The sequence below is a fragment of the Pseudomonas sp. FDAARGOS_761 genome, from assembly GCF_013343155.1.
GTDB lineage: Bacteria > Pseudomonadota > Gammaproteobacteria > Pseudomonadales > Pseudomonadaceae > Pseudomonas > Pseudomonas aeruginosa.
Map to the genome: position 1 here is coordinate 3746001 of NZ_CP054572.1, position 22272 is coordinate 3768272.

Annotated in this window: 17 protein-coding genes and 2 tRNA genes; 6 read left to right on the forward strand and 13 right to left on the reverse strand. The window is 67.1% G+C overall.

Translation table 11 applies throughout. From position 1 onward, the window contains the following. Positions 1–254: 254 nt before the first annotated feature. Together FOC67_RS17465 and FOC67_RS17470 are read right to left on the reverse strand one after the other, a co-directional pair. Positions 255–331: transfer RNA gene (locus FOC67_RS17465), tRNA-Asp, on the reverse strand. A 16-nt stretch (positions 332–347) separates the two neighbouring features. Further along, positions 348–423: transfer RNA gene (locus tag FOC67_RS17470), tRNA-Val, on the reverse strand. Between the two features lie 164 nt (positions 424–587). Between FOC67_RS17470 and rdgC the strand changes: the two genes are divergently transcribed. The 4 genes from rdgC (at position 588) to FOC67_RS17490 (ending at position 3408) form a co-directional block, all read left to right on the forward strand. Continuing rightward, complete coding sequence (gene rdgC / locus FOC67_RS17475) at positions 588–1508, forward strand: recombination-associated protein RdgC (protein WP_003091601.1); 921 nt, start codon at positions 588–590, stop codon at positions 1506–1508. Positions 1509–1594: 86 nt separating this feature from the next. Beyond that, positions 1595–2530: a bile acid:sodium symporter family protein gene (locus FOC67_RS17480; RefSeq protein ID WP_003452887.1), complete on the forward strand. Its 936-nt coding sequence runs from the start codon at positions 1595–1597 to the stop codon at positions 2528–2530. A gap of 139 nt (positions 2531–2669) precedes the next feature. Continuing rightward, complete coding sequence (gene sugE, locus FOC67_RS17485) at positions 2670–2984, forward strand: quaternary ammonium compound efflux SMR transporter SugE (protein ID WP_003091603.1); 315 nt, start codon at positions 2670–2672, stop codon at positions 2982–2984. 214 nt (positions 2985–3198) lie between these two features. Then, positions 3199–3408 carry a cold-shock protein gene (locus FOC67_RS17490; RefSeq protein WP_003091604.1) on the forward strand — a complete coding sequence of 70 codons (210 nt, stop codon included), beginning with the start codon at positions 3199–3201 and terminating at the stop codon, positions 3406–3408. Positions 3409–3468: 60 nt separating this feature from the next. Here FOC67_RS17490 and FOC67_RS17495 read toward each other — a convergent pair whose 3' ends face one another. From FOC67_RS17495 to FOC67_RS17510, 4 genes are all read right to left on the reverse strand, one after another. Next, positions 3469–5343 (reverse strand): MFS transporter, encoded by a 1875-nt coding sequence (locus FOC67_RS17495; RefSeq protein WP_003117607.1) that lies wholly within the window; start codon positions 5341–5343, stop codon positions 3469–3471. Positions 5344–5517: 174 nt separating this feature from the next. Beyond that, positions 5518–7683: a TonB-dependent receptor family protein gene (locus FOC67_RS17500; RefSeq protein ID WP_003091606.1), complete on the reverse strand. Its 2166-nt coding sequence runs from the start codon at positions 7681–7683 to the stop codon at positions 5518–5520. A 96-nt stretch (positions 7684–7779) separates the two neighbouring features. Next, positions 7780–8634 carry an AraC family transcriptional regulator gene (locus tag FOC67_RS17505; protein WP_003091607.1) on the reverse strand — a complete coding sequence of 285 codons (855 nt, stop codon included), beginning with the start codon at positions 8632–8634 and terminating at the stop codon, positions 7780–7782. A 66-nt stretch (positions 8635–8700) separates the two neighbouring features. Further along, the gene (locus FOC67_RS17510) at positions 8701–9288 is read right to left on the reverse strand and encodes a GNAT family N-acetyltransferase (protein ID WP_003119682.1); all 588 of its coding nucleotides are present in this window, start codon (positions 9286–9288) and stop codon (positions 8701–8703) included. 265 nt (positions 9289–9553) lie between these two features. Here FOC67_RS17510 and FOC67_RS17515 point away from each other — a divergent pair, with 265 nt between their 5' ends. Continuing rightward, a complete protein-coding gene (locus FOC67_RS17515) occupies positions 9554–13033 on the forward strand; it encodes a PAS domain-containing hybrid sensor histidine kinase/response regulator (protein WP_003117605.1) in 3480 nt (1159 codons plus the stop codon). Between the two features lie 7 nt (positions 13034–13040). Here the strand turns inward: FOC67_RS17515 and FOC67_RS17520 are convergent, their stop codons facing one another. Then, positions 13041–17387, reverse strand: a complete 4347-nt coding sequence (locus tag FOC67_RS17520) for a DEAD/DEAH box helicase (protein ID WP_009313720.1) — start codon at positions 17385–17387, stop codon at positions 13041–13043. Positions 17388–17455: 68 nt separating this feature from the next. Beyond that, positions 17456–17839, reverse strand: a complete 384-nt coding sequence (locus FOC67_RS17525; protein WP_003091614.1) for a hypothetical protein — start codon at positions 17837–17839, stop codon at positions 17456–17458. A 166-nt stretch (positions 17840–18005) separates the two neighbouring features. Between FOC67_RS17525 and FOC67_RS17530 the strand changes: the two genes are divergently transcribed. Further along, positions 18006–18293 carry a hypothetical protein gene (locus FOC67_RS17530; RefSeq protein WP_003091615.1) on the forward strand — a complete coding sequence of 96 codons (288 nt, stop codon included), beginning with the start codon at positions 18006–18008 and terminating at the stop codon, positions 18291–18293. 74 nt (positions 18294–18367) lie between these two features. Here FOC67_RS17530 and FOC67_RS17535 read toward each other — a convergent pair whose 3' ends face one another. The 5 genes from FOC67_RS17535 to oprP all read right to left on the reverse strand — a co-directional run bounded on the left by FOC67_RS17535 (position 18368) and on the right by oprP (position 22076). After that, positions 18368–18697, reverse strand: coding sequence for a YnfA family protein (locus FOC67_RS17535; RefSeq protein WP_003091616.1), 330 nt, complete (start codon positions 18695–18697; stop codon positions 18368–18370). After that, positions 18694–19116, reverse strand: a complete 423-nt coding sequence (locus tag FOC67_RS17540; protein ID WP_003091617.1) for a hypothetical protein — start codon at positions 19114–19116, stop codon at positions 18694–18696. Before FOC67_RS17540 ends, FOC67_RS17535 begins: the two co-directional genes overlap by 4 nt. 232 nt (positions 19117–19348) lie before the next feature. Beyond that, on the reverse strand, positions 19349–20161 hold the full coding sequence (locus tag FOC67_RS17545; RefSeq protein ID WP_003143475.1) for an SDR family oxidoreductase: 813 nt from the start codon (positions 20159–20161) through the stop codon (positions 19349–19351). 124 nt (positions 20162–20285) lie between these two features. Beyond that, entirely contained in the window at positions 20286–20585 is a 300-nt protein-coding gene (locus FOC67_RS17550; RefSeq protein ID WP_003091621.1) for a hypothetical protein, read from the reverse strand. 168 nt (positions 20586–20753) lie between these two features. Then, positions 20754–22076 (reverse strand): outer membrane porin OprP, encoded by a 1323-nt coding sequence (oprP, locus tag FOC67_RS17555; RefSeq protein ID WP_003119678.1) that lies wholly within the window; start codon positions 22074–22076, stop codon positions 20754–20756. Positions 22077–22272: the final 196 nt, after the last annotated feature.

Below are 22272 nucleotides of genomic sequence, written 5' to 3' on the forward strand. Positions count from 1 at the left end.
TGAGTCCTTTAATCTGTTCGCCGCTCGGGCATATTCGATGAAGCCGCGAGCTTAGCAGGCTGTCGCGACCAGTGGCTATGGGCAATAGGAACAGGTGCGCGCGGATAAGTTCAAGGCCGAACTTTCCGAAAAATGAAGGAGATAGCAGAACGAACGCGTGGAACGAGGACAGAAGAACAGCGGAAAGGAAGCGTCGAAAAACGTCGAATTATGAAGCGGGAAGGAAGCGCAAGAGATACAGCGAAGGAAGGAAATGGCGCAGCGGACGGGACTCGAACCCGCGACCCCCGGCGTGACAGGCCGGTATTCTAACCGACTGAACTACCGCTGCGCGTAACTTGCGAGATTGGTGGGTGATGACGGGATCGAACCGCCGACCCTCTGCTTGTAAGGCAGATGCTCTCCCAGCTGAGCTAATCACCCTTCACTCTCGAAGTGGGGCGCATTCTACGGAGCGATTCGATCCCTGGCAAGCCCCTCGATGAAAAAAATTTTCTGCCGTTCCAAGGAGTTAGCGACGGACCGGGGTTGGCCTGAGCCGCCAGCGGCGGAATAATGGGTCCTTTGTGCCCGGAGAGAACGACCCCATGTGGTTCCGCAATCTGCTCGTCTACCGCCTCACCCAGGATCTGCAACTGGATGCCGATTCCCTCGAGAAAGCCCTCGGCGAAAAACCCGCCCGCCCCTGCGCCAGCCAGGAGCTGACCACCTACGGCTTCACCGCGCCGTTCGGCAAAGGCCCGGACGCACCGCTGGTACACGTCAGCCAAGACTTCTTCCTGATCTCGGCACGCAAGGAAGAGCGCATCCTGCCGGGCAGCGTCGTGCGTGACGCACTGAAGGAAAAGGTCGACGAGATCGAAGCCCAGCAGATGCGCAAGGTCTACAAGAAGGAACGCGACCAGCTGAAGGACGAGATCGTCCAGACCCTGCTGCCGCGCGCCTTCATCCGCCGCTCCAGCACCTTCGCCGCGATCGCGCCGAGCCTCGGCCTGATCCTGGTCGACTCGGCCAGCGCGAAGAAGGCCGAAGACCTGCTCTCGACGCTGCGCGAAGCGCTCGGCTCCCTGCCGGTACGCCCGCTGAGCGTGAAGGTCGCGCCGACCGCGACCCTCACCGACTGGGTCAAGACCCAGGAAGCCGCCGGCGACTTCCACGTGCTCGACGAATGCGAGCTGCGCGACACCCACGAGGACGGCGGCGTGGTCCGTTGCAAGCGCCAGGACCTGACCAGCGAGGAAATCCAGCTGCATCTCACCGCCGGCAAGCTGGTCACCCAGTTGTCCCTGGCCTGGTCGGACAAGCTGTCCTTCGTCCTCGACGACAAGCTGGCGGTCAAGCGCCTGCGCTTCGAAGACCTGCTGCAGGAGCAGGCGGAAAAGGACGGCGGCGAAGACGCCCTCGGCCAGCTCGATGCCAGCTTCACCCTGATGATGCTGACCTTCGCCGAATTCCTTCCGGCGCTCTTCGAGGCCCTCGGCGGCGAAGAAATCCCCCAGGGCGTCTGACGCCCCGCTCTCCCGGCGGCGCCCGCCGCTGGGAGAGTCGCGCCCGGCATGGCAGACTGGCGGCCGTCCAATAACAAGGAAAGCCCATGCGTGCCCTGACCGCCCTGAGCCGTTTCGTCAGCGCCAGCTTCCCGTTCTGGGTCCTGCTGTTCGCCATCCTCGCCTTCTTCCGGCCGGCCTGGTTCCTCCCGCTCACCGTCGCCATCGCGCCGCTGCTCGGCCTGGTGATGTTCGGCATGGGCCTGACGCTCAAGGGCGAAGACTTCCGCGAGGTCGCCCGGCACCCCATACGGGTGCTGATCGGCGTGCTGGCCCAGTTCGTCATCATGCCCGGCCTGGCCTGGCTGCTCTGCCGCCTGTTGCAGTTGCCGGCGGAGATCGCGGTGGGCGTGATCCTGGTCGGCTGCTGCCCCGGCGGCACCGCTTCCAACGTGATGACCTGGCTGTCCCGTGGCGATGTCGCCCTGTCGGTGGCGATCACCTCGGTGACCACCCTGCTCGCCCCGCTGGTCACGCCGGCGCTGGTCTGGCTGCTGGCTTCGGCTTGGCTGCCGGTGTCGTTCGCGGCGATGTTCCTGTCGATCCTCCAGGTGGTGCTGGTGCCCATCGCCCTCGGCCTGCTGGCACAGCGCCTGCTCGGCGAGCGCACCCGGCAGGTGGCGGAGGTGCTGCCGCTGGTCTCGGTATTCAGCATCGTGGTGATCATCGCCGCGGTGGTGGCCGCCAGCCAGGCGCGGATCGCCGAGTCCGGCCTGCTGATCATGGCCGTGGTGATGCTGCACAACGGCTTCGGCCTGTCGCTCGGCTATCTCACCGGCAAGCTGACCGGCATGCCGCTGGCGCAGCGCAAGGCCCTGGCCATCGAAGTCGGCATGCAGAACTCGGGGCTCGGCGCGGCGCTGGCCAACGCCCACTTCTCGCCCCTGGCAGCGGTGCCCAGCGCGCTGTTCAGCGTCTGGCACAATCTCTCCGGTTCGCTGCTGGCCGCCCTGTTCCGGCGCATGGAAGATACGCCGCGTTGAGCTGGATCCCGGTCGGGAAGCCTTGTCCCGACCGATGAACCATGCAAAATACCGCACGCAGTGAGGACGACCTCACCACCCGCCTCCGGCCGGTGATCGAATGGGGACGGCCCCGCCACCCGTTGCCCTGGAGATCGCCATGTCCTGGATCATCCTGTTTTTCGCCGGCCTGTTCGAAGTGGGCTGGGCCGTTGGTCTGAAATACACCGAAGGCTTCAGCAAGCCGCTTCCCACGGTCCTCACGGCGCTCGCCATGCTGGTCAGCCTGGGCCTGCTCGGCCTGGCCATGAAGCACCTGCCGCTGGGCACCGCCTATGCCGTCTGGACCGGGGTCGGCGCGGTCGGCACGGTAATCGCCGGGATCGTCCTGTTCGGCGAATCCATGGCATTGCTGCGCCTGGCCAGCGTCGCGCTGATCGTCTGCGGACTGGTCGGCCTCAAGCTGAGCCATTAGACATCCATCGAATATGCTCCGAGGGGTATCGCTTTCCGCAGTTTTATCGCGTACTCTGCGACCACTGTGCTTGCTTGGGTCACAGTGAATCGTGACCTGGTGTGGTAGATCTCGGTCCGCTCATCGCCTCGGCTCCTCGTACTCTTTGCAACTCAGTACCTACCGGCTCGGATATTTCCGTCGCCGCAATCAACTTTGTTTCAGGAGTTACACCATGTCGAATCGTCAGAACGGCACCGTAAAATGGTTCAACGACGCCAAAGGCTTCGGCTTCATCACCCCGGAAAGCGGTAACGACCTGTTCGTTCACTTCCGTTCCATCCAGGGCACCGGCTTCAAGAGCCTGCAGGAAGGCCAGAAGGTTTCCTTCGTGGTCGTCAACGGCCAGAAAGGCCTGCAAGCCGACGAAGTACAAGTTATCTAACTTGTAGTTCGCCAAAAAAAGCCCCGGCATCGCCGGGGCTTTTTCGTTTCTGCGGATCGATCAGCGAGCTTCGCCGCGCAAGCTCGTCACCCGCGCCTGCAGGTCGAGGCGCTCCACCGCCTCCGGCGCCACCGATTCGCCGGCCACCAGGCTTACCCGCGACCACAGGCGGCGGAAGAAGCCCTTGTTCGGGTCGCGGCTGAAGAAGCTGCCCCACAGACCCTGCAGCGCCATGGGGATCACCGGAACCGGGGTTTCCTCGATGATCCGCTCGATCCCGGCGCGGAACTCGTTCATCTCGCCGTCGGCGGTCAGCTTGCCTTCAGGGAAGATGCACACCAGCTCCCCGTCCCTCAGGTAGTCGGCGATGCGCTGGAAGGCGCGTTCGTAGATCCCTTCGTCCTCGTGGCGCGCCGCTATGGGCACCGCGCCGGCGGTGCGGAAGACGAAGTTGAGCACCGGCAGCGAGAAGATCCTGTAGTACATGACGAAGCGCACCGGCCGCCGGATCGAGCCGGCGATCAGCAGCGCGTCCACGTACGAGACGTGGTTGCACACCAGCACCGCCGCTCCCTCGTCCGGGATCGCCTCCAGATTCACATGCCGGACCCGGTACATGGTGTGGCTGAGCAGCCAGACCAGGAAGCGCATGGTGAATTCCGGGACGATCTTGAAGATGTACACGTTCACCGCGACGTTCATCAGCGACAGAGCGAGAAACAGCTGCGGGATCGACAGCTTGGCGACGCTGAGGAAGAGGATCGAGACCAGCGCCGCGGCGACCATGAACAAGGCGTTGAGGATGTTGTTGGCGGCGATCACCCGGGCCCGCTTGTCCTCGTCGGTGCGCGCCTGGATCAGGGCGTACAGCGGTACGATGTAGAAGCCGCCGAAAATGCCGATGAACAGGATGTCGGCCAGCACCGCCCAGGTCTCATGGTGGCGCAGCACCGCCAGCCAGTCGTAGGGCGCCTCGCCTGGGGGAATGCCGCCGGCGTGCCACCAGAGGAGGATGCCGAAGACGGTCAGGCCGATCGAGCCGAACGGCACCAGGCCGATCTCCACCTTGCGACCGGAAAGCTTCTCGCACAGCATCGAGCCCAGCGCGATGCCCACCGAGAACACGGTGAGGATCAGGGTCACCACGCTTTCGTCGCCGTGCAGCCATTCCTTGGCGAAGGTCGGGATCTGCGTCAGGTAGACCGCGCCGAGGAACCAGAACCAGGAGTTGCCCACCAGCGAGCGCGAGACCGCCGGGCGCTGGCCGAGCCCCAGGCGGAGGATGCTCCAGGACTGGGCGAAGATGTTCCAGTCGAGCTTCAACCCCGGCAGCGCCGCCGCCGCTCGCGGAATGCCGCGGCTGGCCAGGTAGCCGCAGGCGGCCACCAGCACCACCGCGGTGGCCACCGCCGCCGCGTAATGCGCATGGGACATCAGCACGCCGGCGCCGATGGTGCCGGCCAGGATCGCCAGGAAGGTGCCCATCTCCACCAGCGCGTTGCCGCCGACCAGTTCGTCCTCGTGCAGGTGCTGGGGCAGGATCGAATACTTCACCGGGCCAAATAGCGCCGAGTGGGTGCCCATGGCGAACAGCGCGACGAACATCAGCGGCAGGCTGCCGAAGACGAAGCCGGCAGCGCCGACCAGCATGATGCCCACCTCGGCCAGCTTCAGCGCGCGCATCAGCGCGTCCTTGTTGTACTTCTCGCCGAACTGTCCGCCCAGTGCCGAGAACAGGAAGAACGGCAGGATGAACAGCAGCGCGCAGAGGTTGACCAGCAGACTGCGGTCGCCGCTGACGCTGAGGTGATAGAGGATGGCGAGGATCAGCGACTGCTTGAAGATGTTGTCGTTGAAGGCGCCGAGCAGCTGGGTGATGAAGAACGGCAGGAAACGCCGCTTGCCCAGCAGGGCGAATTGCGAATGTTGGGTCATCGTCCTTGTTACCTTGCGTGGCTGCCGAAAGGAAGCCCGTCATCGATTGGACTGCATGGACCGCGGATCAGGCCACAGCGTTCCGATGGAAATTCCGCGCCCATCATAGAACAGGCGTCCGCGTTGCCGCAGGACGCCTGTCGTCGGACGATGCGCCAAGTCGCATCCGAATATTCAGAAACCGACGCTGGCCTGCATGAACAGCGTTCGCGGCTGACCCACGTAGATTCCCGAATTGTTGTCGCTGGAGCGGGTGAAATACTGCTTGTCGAACAGGTTCTTCACCCCGAGGCCGAGCTTCAGGTTCGACGCCTGCGGGCCGAAGTCGTAGCCGACGCGGGCATTCCAGGTCACGTAGCCGGGAATGTCGCCGTACTGGCCGTCGGCGCTGGGCTCGGTGATGTAGTTGTGGGTGAAGTTGCCCTGGCTGTCGGTGCTCAGCCCTGGCGCGCGCTGCATGGACTGGGCGAAGGCGTCGAGGTTGTAGGTCCAGCGGTCGACCTCGTAGCGCACCCCGGCGGTGGCCACCTGGCGCGAGTAGAGCGGCAGGTCGCGCCCCTTGAAGGAGGGAATGTCGCCTTCGTAGGTGGCGCGGGTATAGGTGAGGCTGCCGTAGACCGACAGGCCGTCCAGGCGCGGATCGAGAGCGGCGAAGTCATAGTGGCCGGAAGTCTCGATGCCCTGGTGCTTGGTGGCGCCGAGGTTGGTCCAGCCGACGTCGTTGCTGACGTACTGCAGCTCGTCGTCGAAGTCGATGTAGAACAGCGTGATCTCGCCGCCCCAGCTGCCGTTGTCGTAGCGCGTGCCCAGTTCGTAGGTCTTGGCCTTCTCCGGCTCCAGGCCGGCGGCGGTATCGTTGCCGCTGCCGCCCTGGCCGAGCTGGAAATACTGCAGGCTGCCGAACGATTCGGAGTAGTTGGCGAACAGCTTCCACTCGTCGCTCAAGTGATACATCAGGCTCAGCGCCGGCAGCGGTTCGTTGTAGTCCTTGCTGCGCTTCTTCTCCTGCACCGGCTTGCCGTTCAGGCCGAGCACCGGGCGGTCGCGCCAGTCGCTGTCGATCTTCTCGAAGCGGATGCCGGGGGTGATGGTCCAGTTGCCGACATCGATCTTGTCGTCGATGTAGAAGGCGCTGGCCTCGGTACCGCCGGTACGGTCCTGGTAGGTATGGCCGTCCGAGCCGGGACGCACGGTCGGCACATTGTCGACCAGTGCCAGTTGGCTGGCACGCTCGTTCATCGCTTCCTTCAGGTAGCGGTAGCCGATGCCGATCTCCTGGGTGGTCGGGCCGGCGAAGAAGATCCGCGAGACCCGCGGCTCCACCGCGAACACATGGTAGTCGCGCGGGTACGAGGTGATGGTCCTGAGGTTGCGCGCGGCGATGCTGCTGCCGCGGAAACTGTCGCTGTAGTAGGTGAGCACCTCGAACTGGGTGAGGTCGTCGACCTGGCGGGTGTACTTCAGCGAGAAGTCCTTGCGCCGACCACGGAAGTTGTCCCAGTCGCGCACCGACTGGAAGGGATCGTCGTCGTACTGCGCCTGGGTCAGGCCGCCCGGCATATCGGCGTAGGCGTCGTAGTAGTGGAAGTTGGCCGCCAACTGGTCGCTGTCGGTGAGCTGCCAATGGGTCTTGAGCAGCACGTCGTCGATATCGTTGTCGTTGTTGCCGTCGCGGTAGTCGGCGCCCTTCACCCCGGAATACAGCAGCGCCACGCCCAGGCCGTTGTCGGCGGTCCCGCCGAGGAACGCCTGGTTGAGCTTCTTCCAGCCGCCGTGGCCGGCATGCTCGATGGTGGTGCCGATTTCGCCGGAGAACTTCTCCGGAATCGCCCGGGTCACGAAGTTGATCACCCCGCCGACGTTCTGCGGGCCGTAGCGCACCGAGCCGGCGCCGCGCACGACGTCGATGCTCTCCAGGTTGCCGATGGACAACGGCATCATCGACAGCTGCGGCTGGCCGTAGGGCGCCACCGCCGCCGGCACGCCGTCGATCATCACCGTCGAGCGCGGCGACAGGCGTGAAGTCAGGCCACGCACCCCGACGTTCAGGGAGATGTCGCTGCCGCCGGTACCGTTGTTGTCCTGCACTTGCACGCCGGGCACCTTGCGCAGCACGTCGCGGACGTTCTGCGCACCGCTCTCGAGCATTTCCCGACGACGCACCACGCTGCGCGCGCCGGGATGGTTCTGCACCACCGCCTGGTCGGCTTCGCCCAGCCAGTCGCCGACCACGGTGACCGTGCCCAGCTCCTTGGCTTCCTCTTCGGCCTGCGCCGCCTGCATGGACACACCCAGCGCGATGGCGACGGCCAGGCGCGACAACGAACTCACGGACGACATCGAGGCTCCCCCAGGGACGCAGGAAAAAGTGGGGCGCAAAATTACGGCAAATCGTAAAGAACGTAAATACAAATGATTTGCAAATGTGAGCTTGACTTATTCGTATGTCGTCAAGGACGAGCGCGCGCAGGCCGAGCGGTATTCACCCGGTGCCACCCCGTAGGCCTGCTTGAACTGGCGACCGAGGTGGCTCTGGTCGGCGAAGCCCAGCTCCAGGGCCACCTCCAGCGGCGCCCGGCCGCTCTTGAGCAGTGCCCTGGCCTGCTCCAGGCGGCGCTGCCTGAGCCAGGCGTGGGGCGGCATGCCGGTGGCGCGACGGAAGACCCGGGCAAAATGGAACGGGGACAGATTGACCGCCGCCGCCAGTTCCTCCAGCGAAGGCGGATCGAGCAACCGCGCCGCCAGCAGTTCGCGGGCGCGGGCCACCGCCAACGGCTCCTGCCCGGCCTTCGGCGCTTCTGGCAGGCGGGCGTGGCGACGGAACAGGGCGAGCATCGTCTCGCGCCAGCGGGTCTGGGTTTCCAGGCTGCCGGCATGCTCGGCCAGCAGGCGGTGCAAGTGGACGAAGGCGCGTGCCAGGGGCTGGTCGTGGATCACGCTGTCGGCGAAACGCGGCACGCCGCCATGATGGATTTCCAGCTCGTCGAGAATCCCGTCGATCTGCTCCATTTCCGGGTAGTAGCCGCGATAGAGCCAACCGGCATCATGGGCCTTGGAGCCGGTGTGCACTTCGTCGGGGTTGATCAGCACCATGCTGCCCAGCGGGGCCAGGTGCTCGCCGCCACGATGGCGGAAGCGCTGCGCGCCCTGCTCGATGATGACCAGGGCGAAGCTGCTGTGCACGTGCGGCGCGAAGCGCTGCTCCACATAGCGCGCGTGCAGAAGTTCGACGCCGCCCAGTTCGGCGGCGCGCCAGAAATGCGTGTGTTCTCCGCTCGTCTCGTCCGGCACTGCCGTCTCCTCGTTCGCCCGTCCGGACGGGCCGCCCAGCATACCGCAGGAGCGACGGAACCGGCTTCAGCCGGTGAAGCTGGCTTCCAGCGCCGCCTTGACCTGCGGCCATTCGTGGTCGGTGATGCTGTAGACGAAGGTGTCGTCTAGCCGCCCGCCGGCCAGCCGCCGGTGGTTGCGCAGCACGCCCTCGCGCTGCGCGCCGAGCTTGTCGATGGCGCCCTGGGCGCGCAGGTTGCTCGCCGCCGTGCTGAGCTGCACGCGGACCATGCGCAGGTTGTCGAAGGCATGCTTGAGCATCAGGTACTTGATCATGCGGTTCAGGCCGCTGCCGTGCTGGGCCTGGTCGAGCCAGGTCCAGCCGATCTCGCAGGCCGGCAAGGCGGGAAGGAATTCGGCGAAGCGCGTGGTCCCGACCAGTTGCACGCCGAGGCGGACGGCGAGCGGCAACGCCCTGCCCTCGCGCTGCTCGGCGAGGCTCTGGCGGTACCAGTCCGGCCGCGTCGGTCCGTCCATGTACTGCAGCGCCTCGCGGTTGGCTTCGGCGAGGCTCACCAGCTCGGGAATGTCCGCTTCCACCAGCGGCTCGAGACGCAAGGCTCCGCGCTGCAGGGTGATCGGTAGCGGCTTGAACATGGGCGCCCTCCTCGACATCGACGCAAAACTCCGCTCCCATCAGAGCGTAGCGGCCGCGTTTAGTGCCGCAGCCGAAACCGGCTACGATGAACGGACAGCCGGCCGCCGGGGCCGTCCGCGCTCACGCAGCCCGGCACGCTACCAACTCCGCGCGTCCGGCTCAAGCATGCGTGCGACCTTGGTCGCAGGCGGCCTGACGCGCGGGCCGACAAGTGCGAAACTGGCGCGAAAGCAAGACCCCCGCCTCACGCCAGCTTCACGCGGGGACATCATCGGAGTTCGCATGTCGCTGTCCATCGGGCTGATCGCCGTGGTCGCCCTGGTCTACATGGCCATCCTGTTCGCCATCGCCTTCTATGGCGACCGTCGCCGCACCCCGCTCTCACCCCGCCTGCGCGCCTGGGTCTACAGCCTCTCCCTGGCAGTGTACTGCACCAGCTGGACCTTCTTCGGCGCGGTCGGCCAAGCCACCGACCAGCTCTGGTCGTTCCTGCCGATCTACCTCGGACCGGTGCTGCTGATGCTGTTCGCGCCCTGGGTGCTGCAGAAGATGATCATGATCAGCAAGCAGGAGAACATCACCTCCATCGCCGACTTCATCGCCGCCCGCTACGGCAAGTCGCAGGCGCTGGCGGTGGTGGTGGCGCTGATCTGCATGGTCGGCGTGCTGCCCTACATCGCCCTGCAACTGAAAGGCATCGTCCTCGGGGTGAATCTGCTGATCGGCTCCGGCGCCGACTCCACCGGTACCCGCGCCCAGGACACGGCGCTGATCGTGTCGCTGGTGCTGGCGCTGTTCACCATCGTCTTCGGTACCCGCAGCCTGGATGTCACCGAACACCACCGCGGCATGGTCCTGGCCATCGCCTTCGAGTCGCTGGTCAAGCTCACCGCCTTCCTCGCCGTGGGCATCTTCGTCACCTTCGGCCTCTACGACGGCTTCGCCGATCTCTTCTCCCAGGCCCGCGCCGCGCCGCAGTTGGCCGACTACTGGGAAGAGACCGTGCACTGGCCGGCGATGCTGCTGCAGACCGGCGTGGCGATGACCGCGATCATGTGCCTGCCGCGGCAATTCCACGTCACCGTGGTGGAGAACATCGAGCCGCGCGACCTCAACCTGGCGCGCTGGGTGTTCCCCATCTACCTGGTGCTGGCCGCGTTGTTCGTGGTGCCGATCGCCCTCGCCGGCCAGTTGCACCTGCCCGCCGGGGTAATGCCGGACTCCTTCGTCATCAGCCTGCCGCTGGCCGAGGCACACCCGGCGCTGGCCCTGCTGGCATTCATCGGCGGCGCCTCGGCCGCCACCGGAATGGTCATCGTCGCCAGCGTCGCGCTGTCGACCATGGTCTCCAACGACATGCTCCTGCCGTGGCTGCTGCGACGCCGGGAAAAGGACACCGAACGGCCCTTCGAGGCCTTCCGTCACTGGCTGCTGACCGTGCGCCGGGTGAGCATCGCGGTGATCCTGCTGCTCGCCTACGTGGCCTACCGCCTGCTCGGCTCCAGCGCCAGCCTGGCGACCATCGGCCAGATCGCCTTCGCCGCCATCGCCCAGCTCGGCCCGGCGATGATCGGCGCGCTGTACTGGAAACAGGCCAACCGCCGCGGGGTCTTCGCCGGCCTCGCCGCCGGCTCGCTGCTGTGGGCCTATACGCTGGTCCTGCCTGTGGTGGCCAAGGGCCTTGGCTGGCCGCTGGAGCGCATCCCCGGCCTGACCTGGCTGGCAAGCAATCCCTTCGGCCTGCCGATCGAGCCGCTGACCCAGGGCGTGCTGATCTCGCTGGTCGGCAACTTCGCCCTGTTCGGCCTGGTCTCGGTGCTCTCGCGCACCCGCGTGTCCGAGCACTGGCAGGCCAGCCGCTTCATCGGCCAGGAGATCTCCCAGCGGCAGAACTCGCGCTTCATGCTCGCGGTGCAGGTGGAAGACCTGCTGATGCTCGCCGCGCGTTTCGTCGGAGAGGAACGCGCGCGGCAAAGCTTCATCCGCTTCGCCTACCGCCAGGGCAAGGGCTTCACCCCGAACCAGACCGCCAACAACGAGTGGATCGCGCACACCGAGCGCCTGCTCGCCGGGGTCCTCGGCGCGTCCTCGGCGCGGGCGGTGGTGAAGGCCGCCATCGAAGGGCGCGAGATGCAGGTGGAGGACGTGGTGCGGATCGCCGACGAAGCCTCCGAGGTGCTGCAATTCAACCGCGCCCTGCTGCAGGGCGCGATCGAGAACATCACCCAGGGCATCAGCGTGGTCGACCAGTCGCTGCGCCTGGTGGCCTGGAACCACCGCTACCTGGAACTGTTCGAGTACCCGGACGGACTGATCTACGTCGGCCGACCGATCGCCGACATCATCCGCTACAACGCCGATCGCGGCCTGTGCGGGCCCGGCGATCCGGACATGCACGTGGCCAAGCGCCTGTACTGGATGCGCCAGGGCACTCCGCACACCTCCGAGCGGCTGTTCCCCAACGGCCGGGTCATCGAGCTGATCGGCAACCCGATGCCCGGCGGCGGCTTCGTCATGAGCTTCACCGATATCACCGCCTACCGCGAGGCCGAACAGGGCCTCAAGGGCGCCAACGAGTCGCTGGAACAGCGGGTCCAGGAGCGTACCCAGGAACTCTCGCAGTTGAACCAGGAACTCAGCGAGGCGAAGAGCAACGCCGAGGCCGCCAACCAGTCGAAGACCCGCTTCCTCGCCGCCGTCAGCCACGACCTGATGCAGCCGCTGAACGCCGCGCGGCTGTTCTCCGCCGCCCTCGCCCACCAGGACGCGCTGCCCGGTGAGGTCCGCGACCTGGTGCAGCACCTCGACTCGTCGCTGCGTTCCGCCGAGGACCTGATCACCGACCTGCTGGACATCTCGCGCCTGGAAAGCGGCCGGGTCAGCGCCGAACGCAACCCGTTCCCGCTGAACAACCTCTACGATGCCCTCGGCGTCGAGTTCAAGGCGCTGGCCCAGGAACAGGGCCTGCATTTCCGCCTGCGCGGCAGCCAGCTGCGGGTGGACAGCGACATCAAGCTGCTGCGGCGCATCCTACAGAACTTCCTGACCAACGCTTTCCGCTACGCCAAGGGCCACGTGCTGCTCGGCGTGCGCCGCGAGGACGGCTACCTGCGCCTGGAAGTCTGGGATCAGGGGCCGGGCATCCCCCCGGACAAGCAGAAAGTCATCTTCGAAGAGTTCAAGCGCCTGGACAGCCACCAGACCCGCGCGGAGAAAGGCCTCGGTCTCGGCCTGGCGATCGCCGACCGGCTCTGCAAGGTCCTCGGCCATCCGCTGGAGGTACGTTCCTGGCCGGGCAAGGGCAGCGTCTTCAGCGTCCGCGTACCGCTGGCGCGGCAGGCGCCGCCGGCCCTGGCCAACGGCCACAAGGCCGAACCGGCGCAAGCGCTGAACGGCGCCCAGGTGCTCTGCGTGGACAACGAAGACAGCATCCTCGCCGGCATGAACAGCCTGCTCAGCCGCTGGGGCTGCCAGGTCTGGACCGCGCGCAGCCGCGAGGAATGCGCCACGCTGCTGGACAGCGAGATGCGCCCGCAACTGGCGTTGATCGACTATCACCTGGACGACGGCGAGACCGGTACGCAATTGATGGCCTGGCTGCGCACGCGCCTGGGCGAGCCGGTGCCGGGCGTGGTGATCAGCGCCGACGCGCGGCCGGAACTGGTGGCGGAGATCCACGCCGCCGGCCTCGACTACCTGTCCAAGCCGGTCAAGCCGGCCGCGTTGCGGGCCCTGCTCAGCCGCCATCTGAGCCTGCGCTGAGCGGGCCTCAGTGACGGCGGATCAGCAGCGCACGGATCTGCTGCGCGGTCTCGCCGTCGACTTCCGCGAGCATCCGCACCTTGCCGGCTACCAGCGCCGCCAGCGGCGCTCCGTCTCGATAGAGCAGGCGGTTGCCGGTCACCGCCGGCACCCGTCCGCCGGGTAGCAGGCCGCCGACCAGGTTCAACGGATCGACTGCCGACACCACCAGCATCGCCCCATCCGGCGGCCGCTTGCGCACCTCGCGCAACAGGCCGACCGCTTCCGCCAAGGCGAACTGCTCGCCGGCCAGGCCGGCGATGAAGCGCCCGCCGCGAATCTCGCCGCGCGCTTCCAGGCGATGGTAGACGCGCAGCAGCTCGCGCCACGGCGGCAGCCAGTCGGCTTCGCGCTCCAGCAGGCGCCAGGCGACCACCCCATAGCGCCGCAGCAAGGTCCGGGCGACATGTTCGAGAACCTCCGCCGGCAAACGCTGCCCCGCCTCTTCCGCCTTCGCCCGGCGCAGCGGCGCCCAGCGCCCGGCGTCCTGCATGCCGCCCGGCAGGCCGCGCGAGCGGCGCTCCTGGCGGCTGCGCTTGTCCGCCGGCATCAGCAGGGTGCGCAGCCCGGCGAAGCTGTCGGCGTTGACCCGGCCGACCGAGACCAGCTCGCCGAGGGCGTTCTCCAGCTCGCTGCGCAGCAGGTGGGCGTCCTGGCTCAGTTCGTCGAAGAACGATGCACCCTGCTCGCGCAGCACCTCCAGTACCCTGGCCGCGCGCGGCGACAGTTCCGGCTCCGGCGCGTCGCGCTGCAGGACGCTCCAGAGCCCCAGCTCGCGGCGCGGCAGGAGCACGATCGGCGCGCTGCGCAGCGGACCGCCGGCGGCCTTGCTGCGTCCGGCCAGGCGCGCCCAGACGATGCGTCCGGAACGGCACAGCTGGTCCAGCCAATGGCTGGCGTAGTCGGCCACCCGCGCTGCCAGCAGTTCGCTTTCCCAGGCGGCCGCCGCGGCCTGGAAGCCTTCCAGTTGCTCGACCACCGTAGCCAGGGACTCCGCTCCCCGGCCACGGGTGCCCGGCGCCAGGCGCTGCCAGTCGAACAGGAAACGCATGAAATCGGCGCGCTGCACCGGCTCGATTTCCCGGCGCAGGCGCTTCACCGTATAGCGATGGATGCGCGCCAGCAGATGGCGTTCGCACCACTCCTCTTCCGTCGCGCCAGGACTGAAGCGGCCACGCAGCACATAGCCTTCGCGCTCCAGGGCGGCCAACGCGTACTGCTGGTCGGCCAGGCCGATGCCCAGGTCGGTCGCCAACTGCCCGGCCGTGCGCGGCCCGAAGCCACCCAGGCGGGCGCGGGTCAGCTCCACGGTCGCCGCTTCCGCCGAGTCCGGCGGCGGATAGCCGCGAGGCGCCTGGAAAGCGTCGGGCACCTTCGCCGCGGGATGCACCAGGCGCATCGCCGGTAGGCGCTCCGCCGCCAGCCAGAGAATGCTGCCTGCGCAGTCCAGGCGTCCGGCGCGGCGTTGCTCCGACAGTTGCGCAAGCCATTCCCCCCAGCCCGGATTGGCCTCGGCCTCGCCCGAGGTGAGGTAGCCCAGGCTGTTCAGCGCCTCATGCATCTCGTCGGCGTTGCGCGCTTCCGGCCAGGCCTCGCCACGCACCGCCTCGATCGCCTCAAGGTCCAGGGCGCCGAGATCGTCGGCGGACTCGGGATCGCTCCAGCGGCGATTCTGTACCGCCTGGGTACGCCGCTCCTCCAGCGGCGCATCGTCGAGATAGGCGTAGGGACGCGCGGTGAGTATCTCCGCCGCCAACGCCGAAGGCGCCGGCAGGTCGCGCGCCAGCAAGTCCACCGCGCCGCTCTCCATGTCGCGCAGCAGGGCCAGCCAGCCGTCGCAATCCATCGCCTCGTGCAGGCAGTCGTCGAGGGTCTGCGCCACCAGCGGGTGATCGGGCACCTCGCGCTCGCCGACGATATTCTCCAGGCACGCCACCTGATCGGGGAACACGCTGGCCAGCAGATCCTCGCTCTTCATCCGCAGCAGTTGCGGCGGCACCTTGCGACCGCCGGTGTAGCGCGGCAAACCGAGCGAGGTGGTCAGGTTCCAGCGCCAGCGCACGCCGAACAGCGGCGCGTCGAGCACGGCCTGTACCAACAGGTGCTCGGCGCTCGCCGAATGCAGGTAGCGCCAGACCTCGTCGAGGGGAAAGCTGTGGCTGGTGGACAGCGAGAGGATGATCGCGTCCTCGGTGGCCGCTGCCTGCAGCTCGAAGTTGAAGCTGCGGCAGAAACGCTTGCGCAGCGCCAGGCCCCAGGCGCGGTTGAGGCGGCTGCCGTGAGGACTGTGGATGATCAGTTGCATGCCGCCGGATTCGTCGAAGAAGCGTTCCATCACCAGCCGCCGGCTCCCGGGCAGGCCACCCAGGGCCTGGCGTGCGCGGGCCAGGTACTCGACGATCTGCCGCGCGGCGCCATCGTCCAGCCCGAGGGTGGCGCCGAGCCAGGCGATGGCTGGCTCCAGCCGCTGCCCTTCCGGCAATGCCTGGCCTTCGCCGAGCAGCTCGTCGAGGGTGTCGCGCAGGCGCGCCACGCTGGCCGACAGCTCGTCGCTGCGCCCCGGCGCCTCGCCCAGCCAGAACGGAATGTTCGGCGGCTGGCCCTGGGCGTCCTCGACCCGCACCCGTCCCGGCTCGATGCGGATGATCCGGTACGAGGTGTTGCCCAGTTGGAACACGTCGCCGGCCAGGCTCTCCACCGCGAAATCCTCGTTGACCGTCCCCACCAGCAGGCCCTGCGGCTCCAGCAGCACGCTGTAGTCGCCGGTATCGGGAATGGTCCCGCCCGAGGTCAGCGCGGTCAGCCGCGCGCCACGGCGGCCACGGAGCAGGCCGTTGAGCGCATCGCGATGGAGATAGGCGCCGCGCACGCCGAGGCGTGAGTGGTAGCCCTCGGCAAGCATCCGCAGGACTTCGTCGAAGCGCTCGCGCTCCAGCCCGGCGTAGGGCTCGGCGCGGATCACCAGGCGATAGAGGTCGTCCTCGCGCCACTCCTGGCAGGCCACTTCGGCGACGATCTGCTGCGCCAGCACGTCCAGCGGCTGGCGCGGCAGCACCAGGCTGTCCAGCTCGCCACGGCGCACGCTGTCGAGCAGCGCCGCGCATTCCACCAGGTCGTCGCGGGAGGTCGGGAACAACCGGCCCTTGGGGGTGCCGCCGACGCTGTGCCCGGAACGCCCGGCCCGTTGCAGGAAGGCGGCGATGGAGCGCGGCGACGACAACTGGCAGACCAGCTCGACGTCGCCGATATCGATGCCCAGCTCCAGCGAGGCGGTCGCCACCAGTACCTTCAATTGCCCGGCCTTGAGGCGCTGCTCGGCATCCAGGCGCAGCTCCTTGGCCAGGCTGCCGTGGTGGGCCGCCACCTGGCGGCTGCCGAGGCGTTCGGCGAGGAAGCGGGTGACCCGCTCGGCCATGCGCCGGGTGTTGACGAACACCAGGGTGGTGCGGTGCTCGCCGGCCAGGTGCGCCAGGCGGTCGTAGACCAGCTCCCAGGTGTCGTTGGACATCACCGCTTCCAGCGCCACCGGCGGTACCTCGATGCCCAGGTCGCGGGGGCGCGTATAGCCGATGTCGACGATCCGGCAGGCCGGATCGCGCGGATTGCCGCTGGCGCCGACGAGGAAGCGCGCGACCTTCTCGATCGGCTTCTGCGTGGCGGACAGCCCGATCCGCAGCAGCGGTCGCGGACTCAGCGCCTGCAGGCGCTCCAGCGACAGCGCCAGGTGGCTGCCGCGCTTGCTGCCGGCCAGGGCATGGATCTCGTCGACGATCACGCTGCGCACCCCGGCGAGCATCTGCCGGCCCGACTCCGAGCCGAGCAGGATGTACAGCGATTCGGGCGTGGTGACCAGGATGTGCGGCGGGCGCTTGCGCATCGCTCCGCGTTCGACCTGCGGCGTATCGCCGGTGCGCACCGCGCTACGGATATCGACGTCGGGCAGGCCGAGACGCGCCAGTTCCTCGCGGATGCCGGCCAGCGGTTGCTCCAGGTTGATGCGGATGTCGTTGGACAGCGCTTTCAGCGGCGAGACATAGACCACCTGGGTGGCATCCGCCAGCTCGCCGCCGGCGGCCAGCCCCTCCACCACCAGGGCATCGATGGCGGCGAGGAAGGCGGTCAGGGTCTTGCCCGAACCGGTGGGCGCGGCGACCAGGGTCGAAAGCCCCTCGCGGATCGCCGGCCAGGCCTCGACCTGGGCCGGCGTGGGCGCGGCGAAGTGGCGTTCGAACCACTGGCGGACGGCGGGATGGAACTCCGCCAGGGGCCGCGGAGCCGGCTCGGCGCGGCGGGCGGAAGAGGATGAAATAGGCATCATGCTCCGCACTATGGTGGCGCCGCGGGCGACTCACAAGCCCCGCCGATCGCCCGTCGGGCGCAGTTTCAGAGCCCGGCGACGAAACGGTCGAAGCGCTCGGCGTGCAGCGCTTCGCTGCCGTTCTCCTCGAGCAGCCGGCGAGCCTCGGCGGCCTTCGGCGTCTCGCCGCCGATCAGGCCGAGCAGGCGCTCGCCGCGCGGCGTGAGGACGAAGTTCTCGCCATTGCCGCCCTGCTCTTCCGGACGCGGCTCGATGAAGCCGCCCTCCAGCAGGATCGCCTCGTAGTCGGCGGCCTTCTGCTTCAACGCATCCATGTCGCCGACCCGCTGCCCGGCCTGGGAGCGTTCCTCGGCCAGGCGTTCGGCATGGGCGCGCGGGGCGAAGTTCTCATGGGCGGACTGCCGGACCTCCAGCAGCAACCGTTCGACCAGATCCCAATCGTGAGTCATGGCATACCTCCTGCGGCATAAGCGACGAGGGTCCTTCGCACCCTCTCTATGCGTGCGACCCGCAACCTGCCGCGAGGGTTCGAATCGGTCGCCGTCCGGCGTTGCGGCTGAACTTTGTCGGCTCGACCGGGCTCCACCGCTCAGGACCACCCCACAGGAGTACGCCATGAAACCGCTTTTCGCCCTCGCCAGCGCCTGCGCCCTGCTGGTCGCCACGCCGGTCTTCGCCTGTTCCGAAGCGGAGGCGGAAAAGATGGGCAAGGAAGTCGCCACCAAGGTCGCCTCGATCACCCAGAAGAACCCGCAACGGGCCAGGGAACTCAACGAGCAGTTGCGCCAGCGCCAGGAAGCCCGCTCGGAACAGAACCGGCCGAGCGATTGCGATGCCTACGCGCAGATGCTCAAGGAACTGGATCAGGAAAAAGGCGACGTGCAGCGCAATACTTCGCAGTGATCCGCCGGTTCGGGGTGCGGCGGCCCGGGACGGCGGGGTCCGGCGCCCGTGACGGGCGCCGGACCCCGCCTGAGTCACTGCGACAGGCGCGGGCCGAACAGCACGACGCTGGCACCGACCACGCACAAGGCCACGCCCAGCCAGTCGCTCCATAGCGGCCGCGAGCGCTCGACGAAAGCCAGCCAGAACAGCGACGCGGCGACGTAGATGCCGCCATAGGCGGCATAGGCGCGGCCGGCGTAGCTGGCCTCCACGCGGGTCAGCAGCAAGGCGAACAGGGTCAGGCTGAGCAGGCCGGGCAGCACCCAGAGGGCGCTCTTGCCCAGCCGCAGCCAGAGATAGAAGGCGTAGCAGCCGGCGATCTCGCAGAATGCCGCGAGGACGAACCAGAGGTAGTTGATCACCGCCGCCCGCCCTCCCGCTCCCAGGCGCAGCGGACCTGCAGGTCGCTCTCCTGGGGGGTATGGAAGCCACGCTCGGACTCCCAGCGAAAGGTATGGCTGCCGTTCACTTCGGTCTCCAGGTGGACCACCGCGCTGGCCCAGTAGAGGCGCCTGAGCAACGCCTCGAACTGCTCGACCCACAGGCTCCACTCGTATTCGATGGCCTGGTAGCTGGCACCGAAGTGGATGATCTGGGTCTGGTAGAGCCCGGCCCCGGACTGCTCGCAGCGGCTGAACATCTCGCGGCCAAGGAACGGCCAGGCCTCGCCGCCCGGCAGGCTGTCCAGCACGCGGCGGTTGGCGGCACGGCGCATGCGCCGTTCCATCGAATCGCCCGGCCAGTCGCGGATGCAGCCATAGACGATGGATTCAGACTCCACAGGGGTACTCCAGAACAGAACGGACTCGCAGAGGCAGCCTTCTAGCACAGGGCGCGAGGCCGGAAAAGCAAAAAGCCTCGCAAATGAGCGAGGCTTCTTGTGGGGTCCAACGTACTTCGGCAGGCAGGCCGGTGACTCAAGCTACTCGATCGCACCGCCTTGGGCAAGCACTATCTGCGCCGCACCGCAATGGTGCAAAGCCGCGCCCCTGCTGGCCTGCAGCCATTTCCACTCAGGCCTGGCGCTGACGCTTGGCCTGCATCTTGCCGGCCATCGCGGTCATCTCGTCATAGATCGCCTGGGGGTTCTGCTGCTTGATCCTCCAGGCCATCCGCGCCTGCTCGTGGGGCAGGATCAGGAAACTGCCCTTGGCCACTTCGGCGTGGATGTAGTCGGCGATCTCGGCGGCGCTGATCGGCGAACTCTCCAGCAACTTGCCGACCTGGTGCTTCATCTCGGGGCTCGGGCCGCGGAAAGAGTCCAGCAGGTTGGTCTGGAAGAACGAAGGGCAGACCACATGGACGCCGACCTCGACCAGCGCCAGCTCTACCAGCAGGCTTTCCGAAAGCGCCACCACCCCGGCCTTGGCCACGTTGTAGTTGCTCATCGCCGGGCCCTGCATCAACGCCGCCATCGAGGCGATGTTGACGATCTTGCCCTTGCTTCGCTCCAGCAGCGGCAGGAAGGCCTTGCAGCCCTTGACCACGCCCATCAGGTTGATCGCGATCTGCCAGTCCCAGTCCTCCAGGGACAGCTCGCCGAAGAAACCGCCGGAGGCGACCCCGGCGTTGTTGACGATGACGTCGATGCCGCCGAACTTCTCCTCGCAGCTCTGCGCCAGCGCGGTCAGTTGACTGTAGTCGCGTACGTCGCAACGCTGGGTGAAGCCATCGCCACCCGCCTCGCGCACCAGTTTCAGGCTTTCCGCCAGGCCGGCTTCGTTGACGTCGGCCAGCGCCAGGCGCCAGCCGTCACGCGCCCAGCGCAGGGCGATTTCGCGCCCCAGCCCGGAGCCGGCACCAGTGATCATCATGCGGTTTTGCATAGGGGTCCTGCCTTCCTGTTCGTGTGATGAAGGCCAGTGTAACCAAGGGTTTCAGCGGCCTCCGGCTAAATCAGGAAGCTGAATGCCTCGGGCAAACCCGGACATGCCGGGCCGCGCGAGGGGCTCAGGCGAGCAGCAGGACGCAGAGCTTGCCCAGGACCAGGGCGATGCCGCAGGAAACCAGCAGGTAGGAGGCGCCATCGAGACGCCGGCGGTACAACTGGGCGAAGGAACCCACGTGATGCTGCAGGACGAACATTCCCAGTGCCACCAGGATCGCCGGGATCAGGAAGACGAATTGCCAGAAGTGTTCGACCGCCAGCGTCGCTTCGCCGTCGTCCGCGAGCAGCAGGGCGCCCCCCAGCAACTGGCCCAGCAACAGCAGCCCCCCGACGCCAATACAGGCACGTCCCCAGCCGATCATCAGTCCCTCCCAGAGCGTTTCCGAGGGACCAGCATAGCCAGATGCCGCCATGCGATCTGTGCCCTGGGTCAAGCTGGGCGGCCCGCCCGGACATCCACCAGGCAATTTCATGACGCGGGTAACATCCTGCGGAAACGAGCCCCGCCCGCCGGACGGGGCCCGACCGCCTCAGAACACGTACTGCAGGCGCATCACCAGGCCATCGCCGCTATCGTCGCCGTTGGCATTGCTGATCTTGTCGGTCTTCGCCTTGACGTAGTTGGCGGAAACCTTCACCGCCTCGTTGGCGTACCAGTTGACGCCCAGGGTATGGGTCTTGCCCTTGGCGTCGCCGACCTCGCGGGTGGCGCTGTCGACGACGATGTTGTCATCCTCGACCTTGATCGAGTCGTAGCGGTAGAACAGCTCCCAGGCGCCGATTTCCTTGTTCTCCGGCTTGATGGTGTCGAACTTGGCGCCGTCCAGCTTGTAGAGGCGCGGCTCGCCGGTGAGGGTGTAGGCCAGTTGCGCGTAATAGCCGGAGGCCTTGAGATCCTCGCGGTCGCGCTCGGCCTTGACCGTGCGCCGCAGGTACTCGGCCTGGGCCGAGAAGGCACCCAGCGCCCAGGCGCCTTCCAGGCCCCAGACCGAGTCGTCCTTCCACAGCCCCTCGACTGCCGAACTGCCGCCGAACAGGCCACGGTTGCCATTGCTGCCGGCATCGTTGCCGCCATTGGTGGAGACGCCGCGCATGCCCATGCGCGGGCGGATCCGGGTATCCACCGCGCTGTCCTCCAGGTCGCGATAGGCGTATTGCAGGCCCAGGTGCACCACGTTGCCCGGCTCGTGCAGCGGCGCGAACACGCCGCGCAGGTTGTAGCGCTTGACGCTGTCGCCGTCGGTATCGTTGTTGTTCTCGCTGAACACGCTGCCCGAGAGGAAAGCCATGCCGCCCACCACCGAGCTGGCCTGGATACCGGTACCGACGTTGTCGTTGACCCAGTCGGCGATGTCGTAGGTGAGGTTGCGCTCCAGCGCGGTGACCCATTTGGAGCTGGTGGCCTTTTCCAGGCCGAAGTCGGTGTAGAAGCGGCCGAACTTCAGGTTGACCGGATTGAAGCCGGTATAGGTGACCGAGGCTTCGTCGAAGTAGCCGGCGCTGTCGTTGCCGACGTTGCGCGACAGGTCGTAGTTGATCTGGTACTTCCAGTCCCGGTAGGCGGTGCCGCCGAATTCCAGGTAGGCGCGGCGGAAGTAGGCGGCATCGGCGGTATTGCCGTTGTTCGTGTAGTAGCCGTCGAAGCGGCCGTAGTCGGCCTGCAGGCGGCCGCCGAGCTTGAAGCTGAATTCCTTGTCGGTGGTGGCGACTTCGAGGCCGCCCTTGGTCTTGATCACGATGTCGGCACCGTCGGTGGTCACGGTCCCGGCCAGGCTCTGCGCGGAAATCGCCAGGCCCAGCAAACTCCAGGCAACACTGCTCCCCACCCCTTTGCACGAGTGTCTGCGAATCATCAGGTAAGTCCCCTGTTCGGATTTCGAATGGTCTTGAGCAGCGCGGAAACGGCCGGTTCTGTCGCCGGCCGGCGCTGCTGGAGGGGGATCATCTGGATGGGTTGTGACAGCGAGACTGCAAAGCGCGAAAGCTTTTGTGACAGGCAGCCGGATAGCGCCTGGATGAGGCCGTCGGATAAGGGCGCAGGCCTAGAGG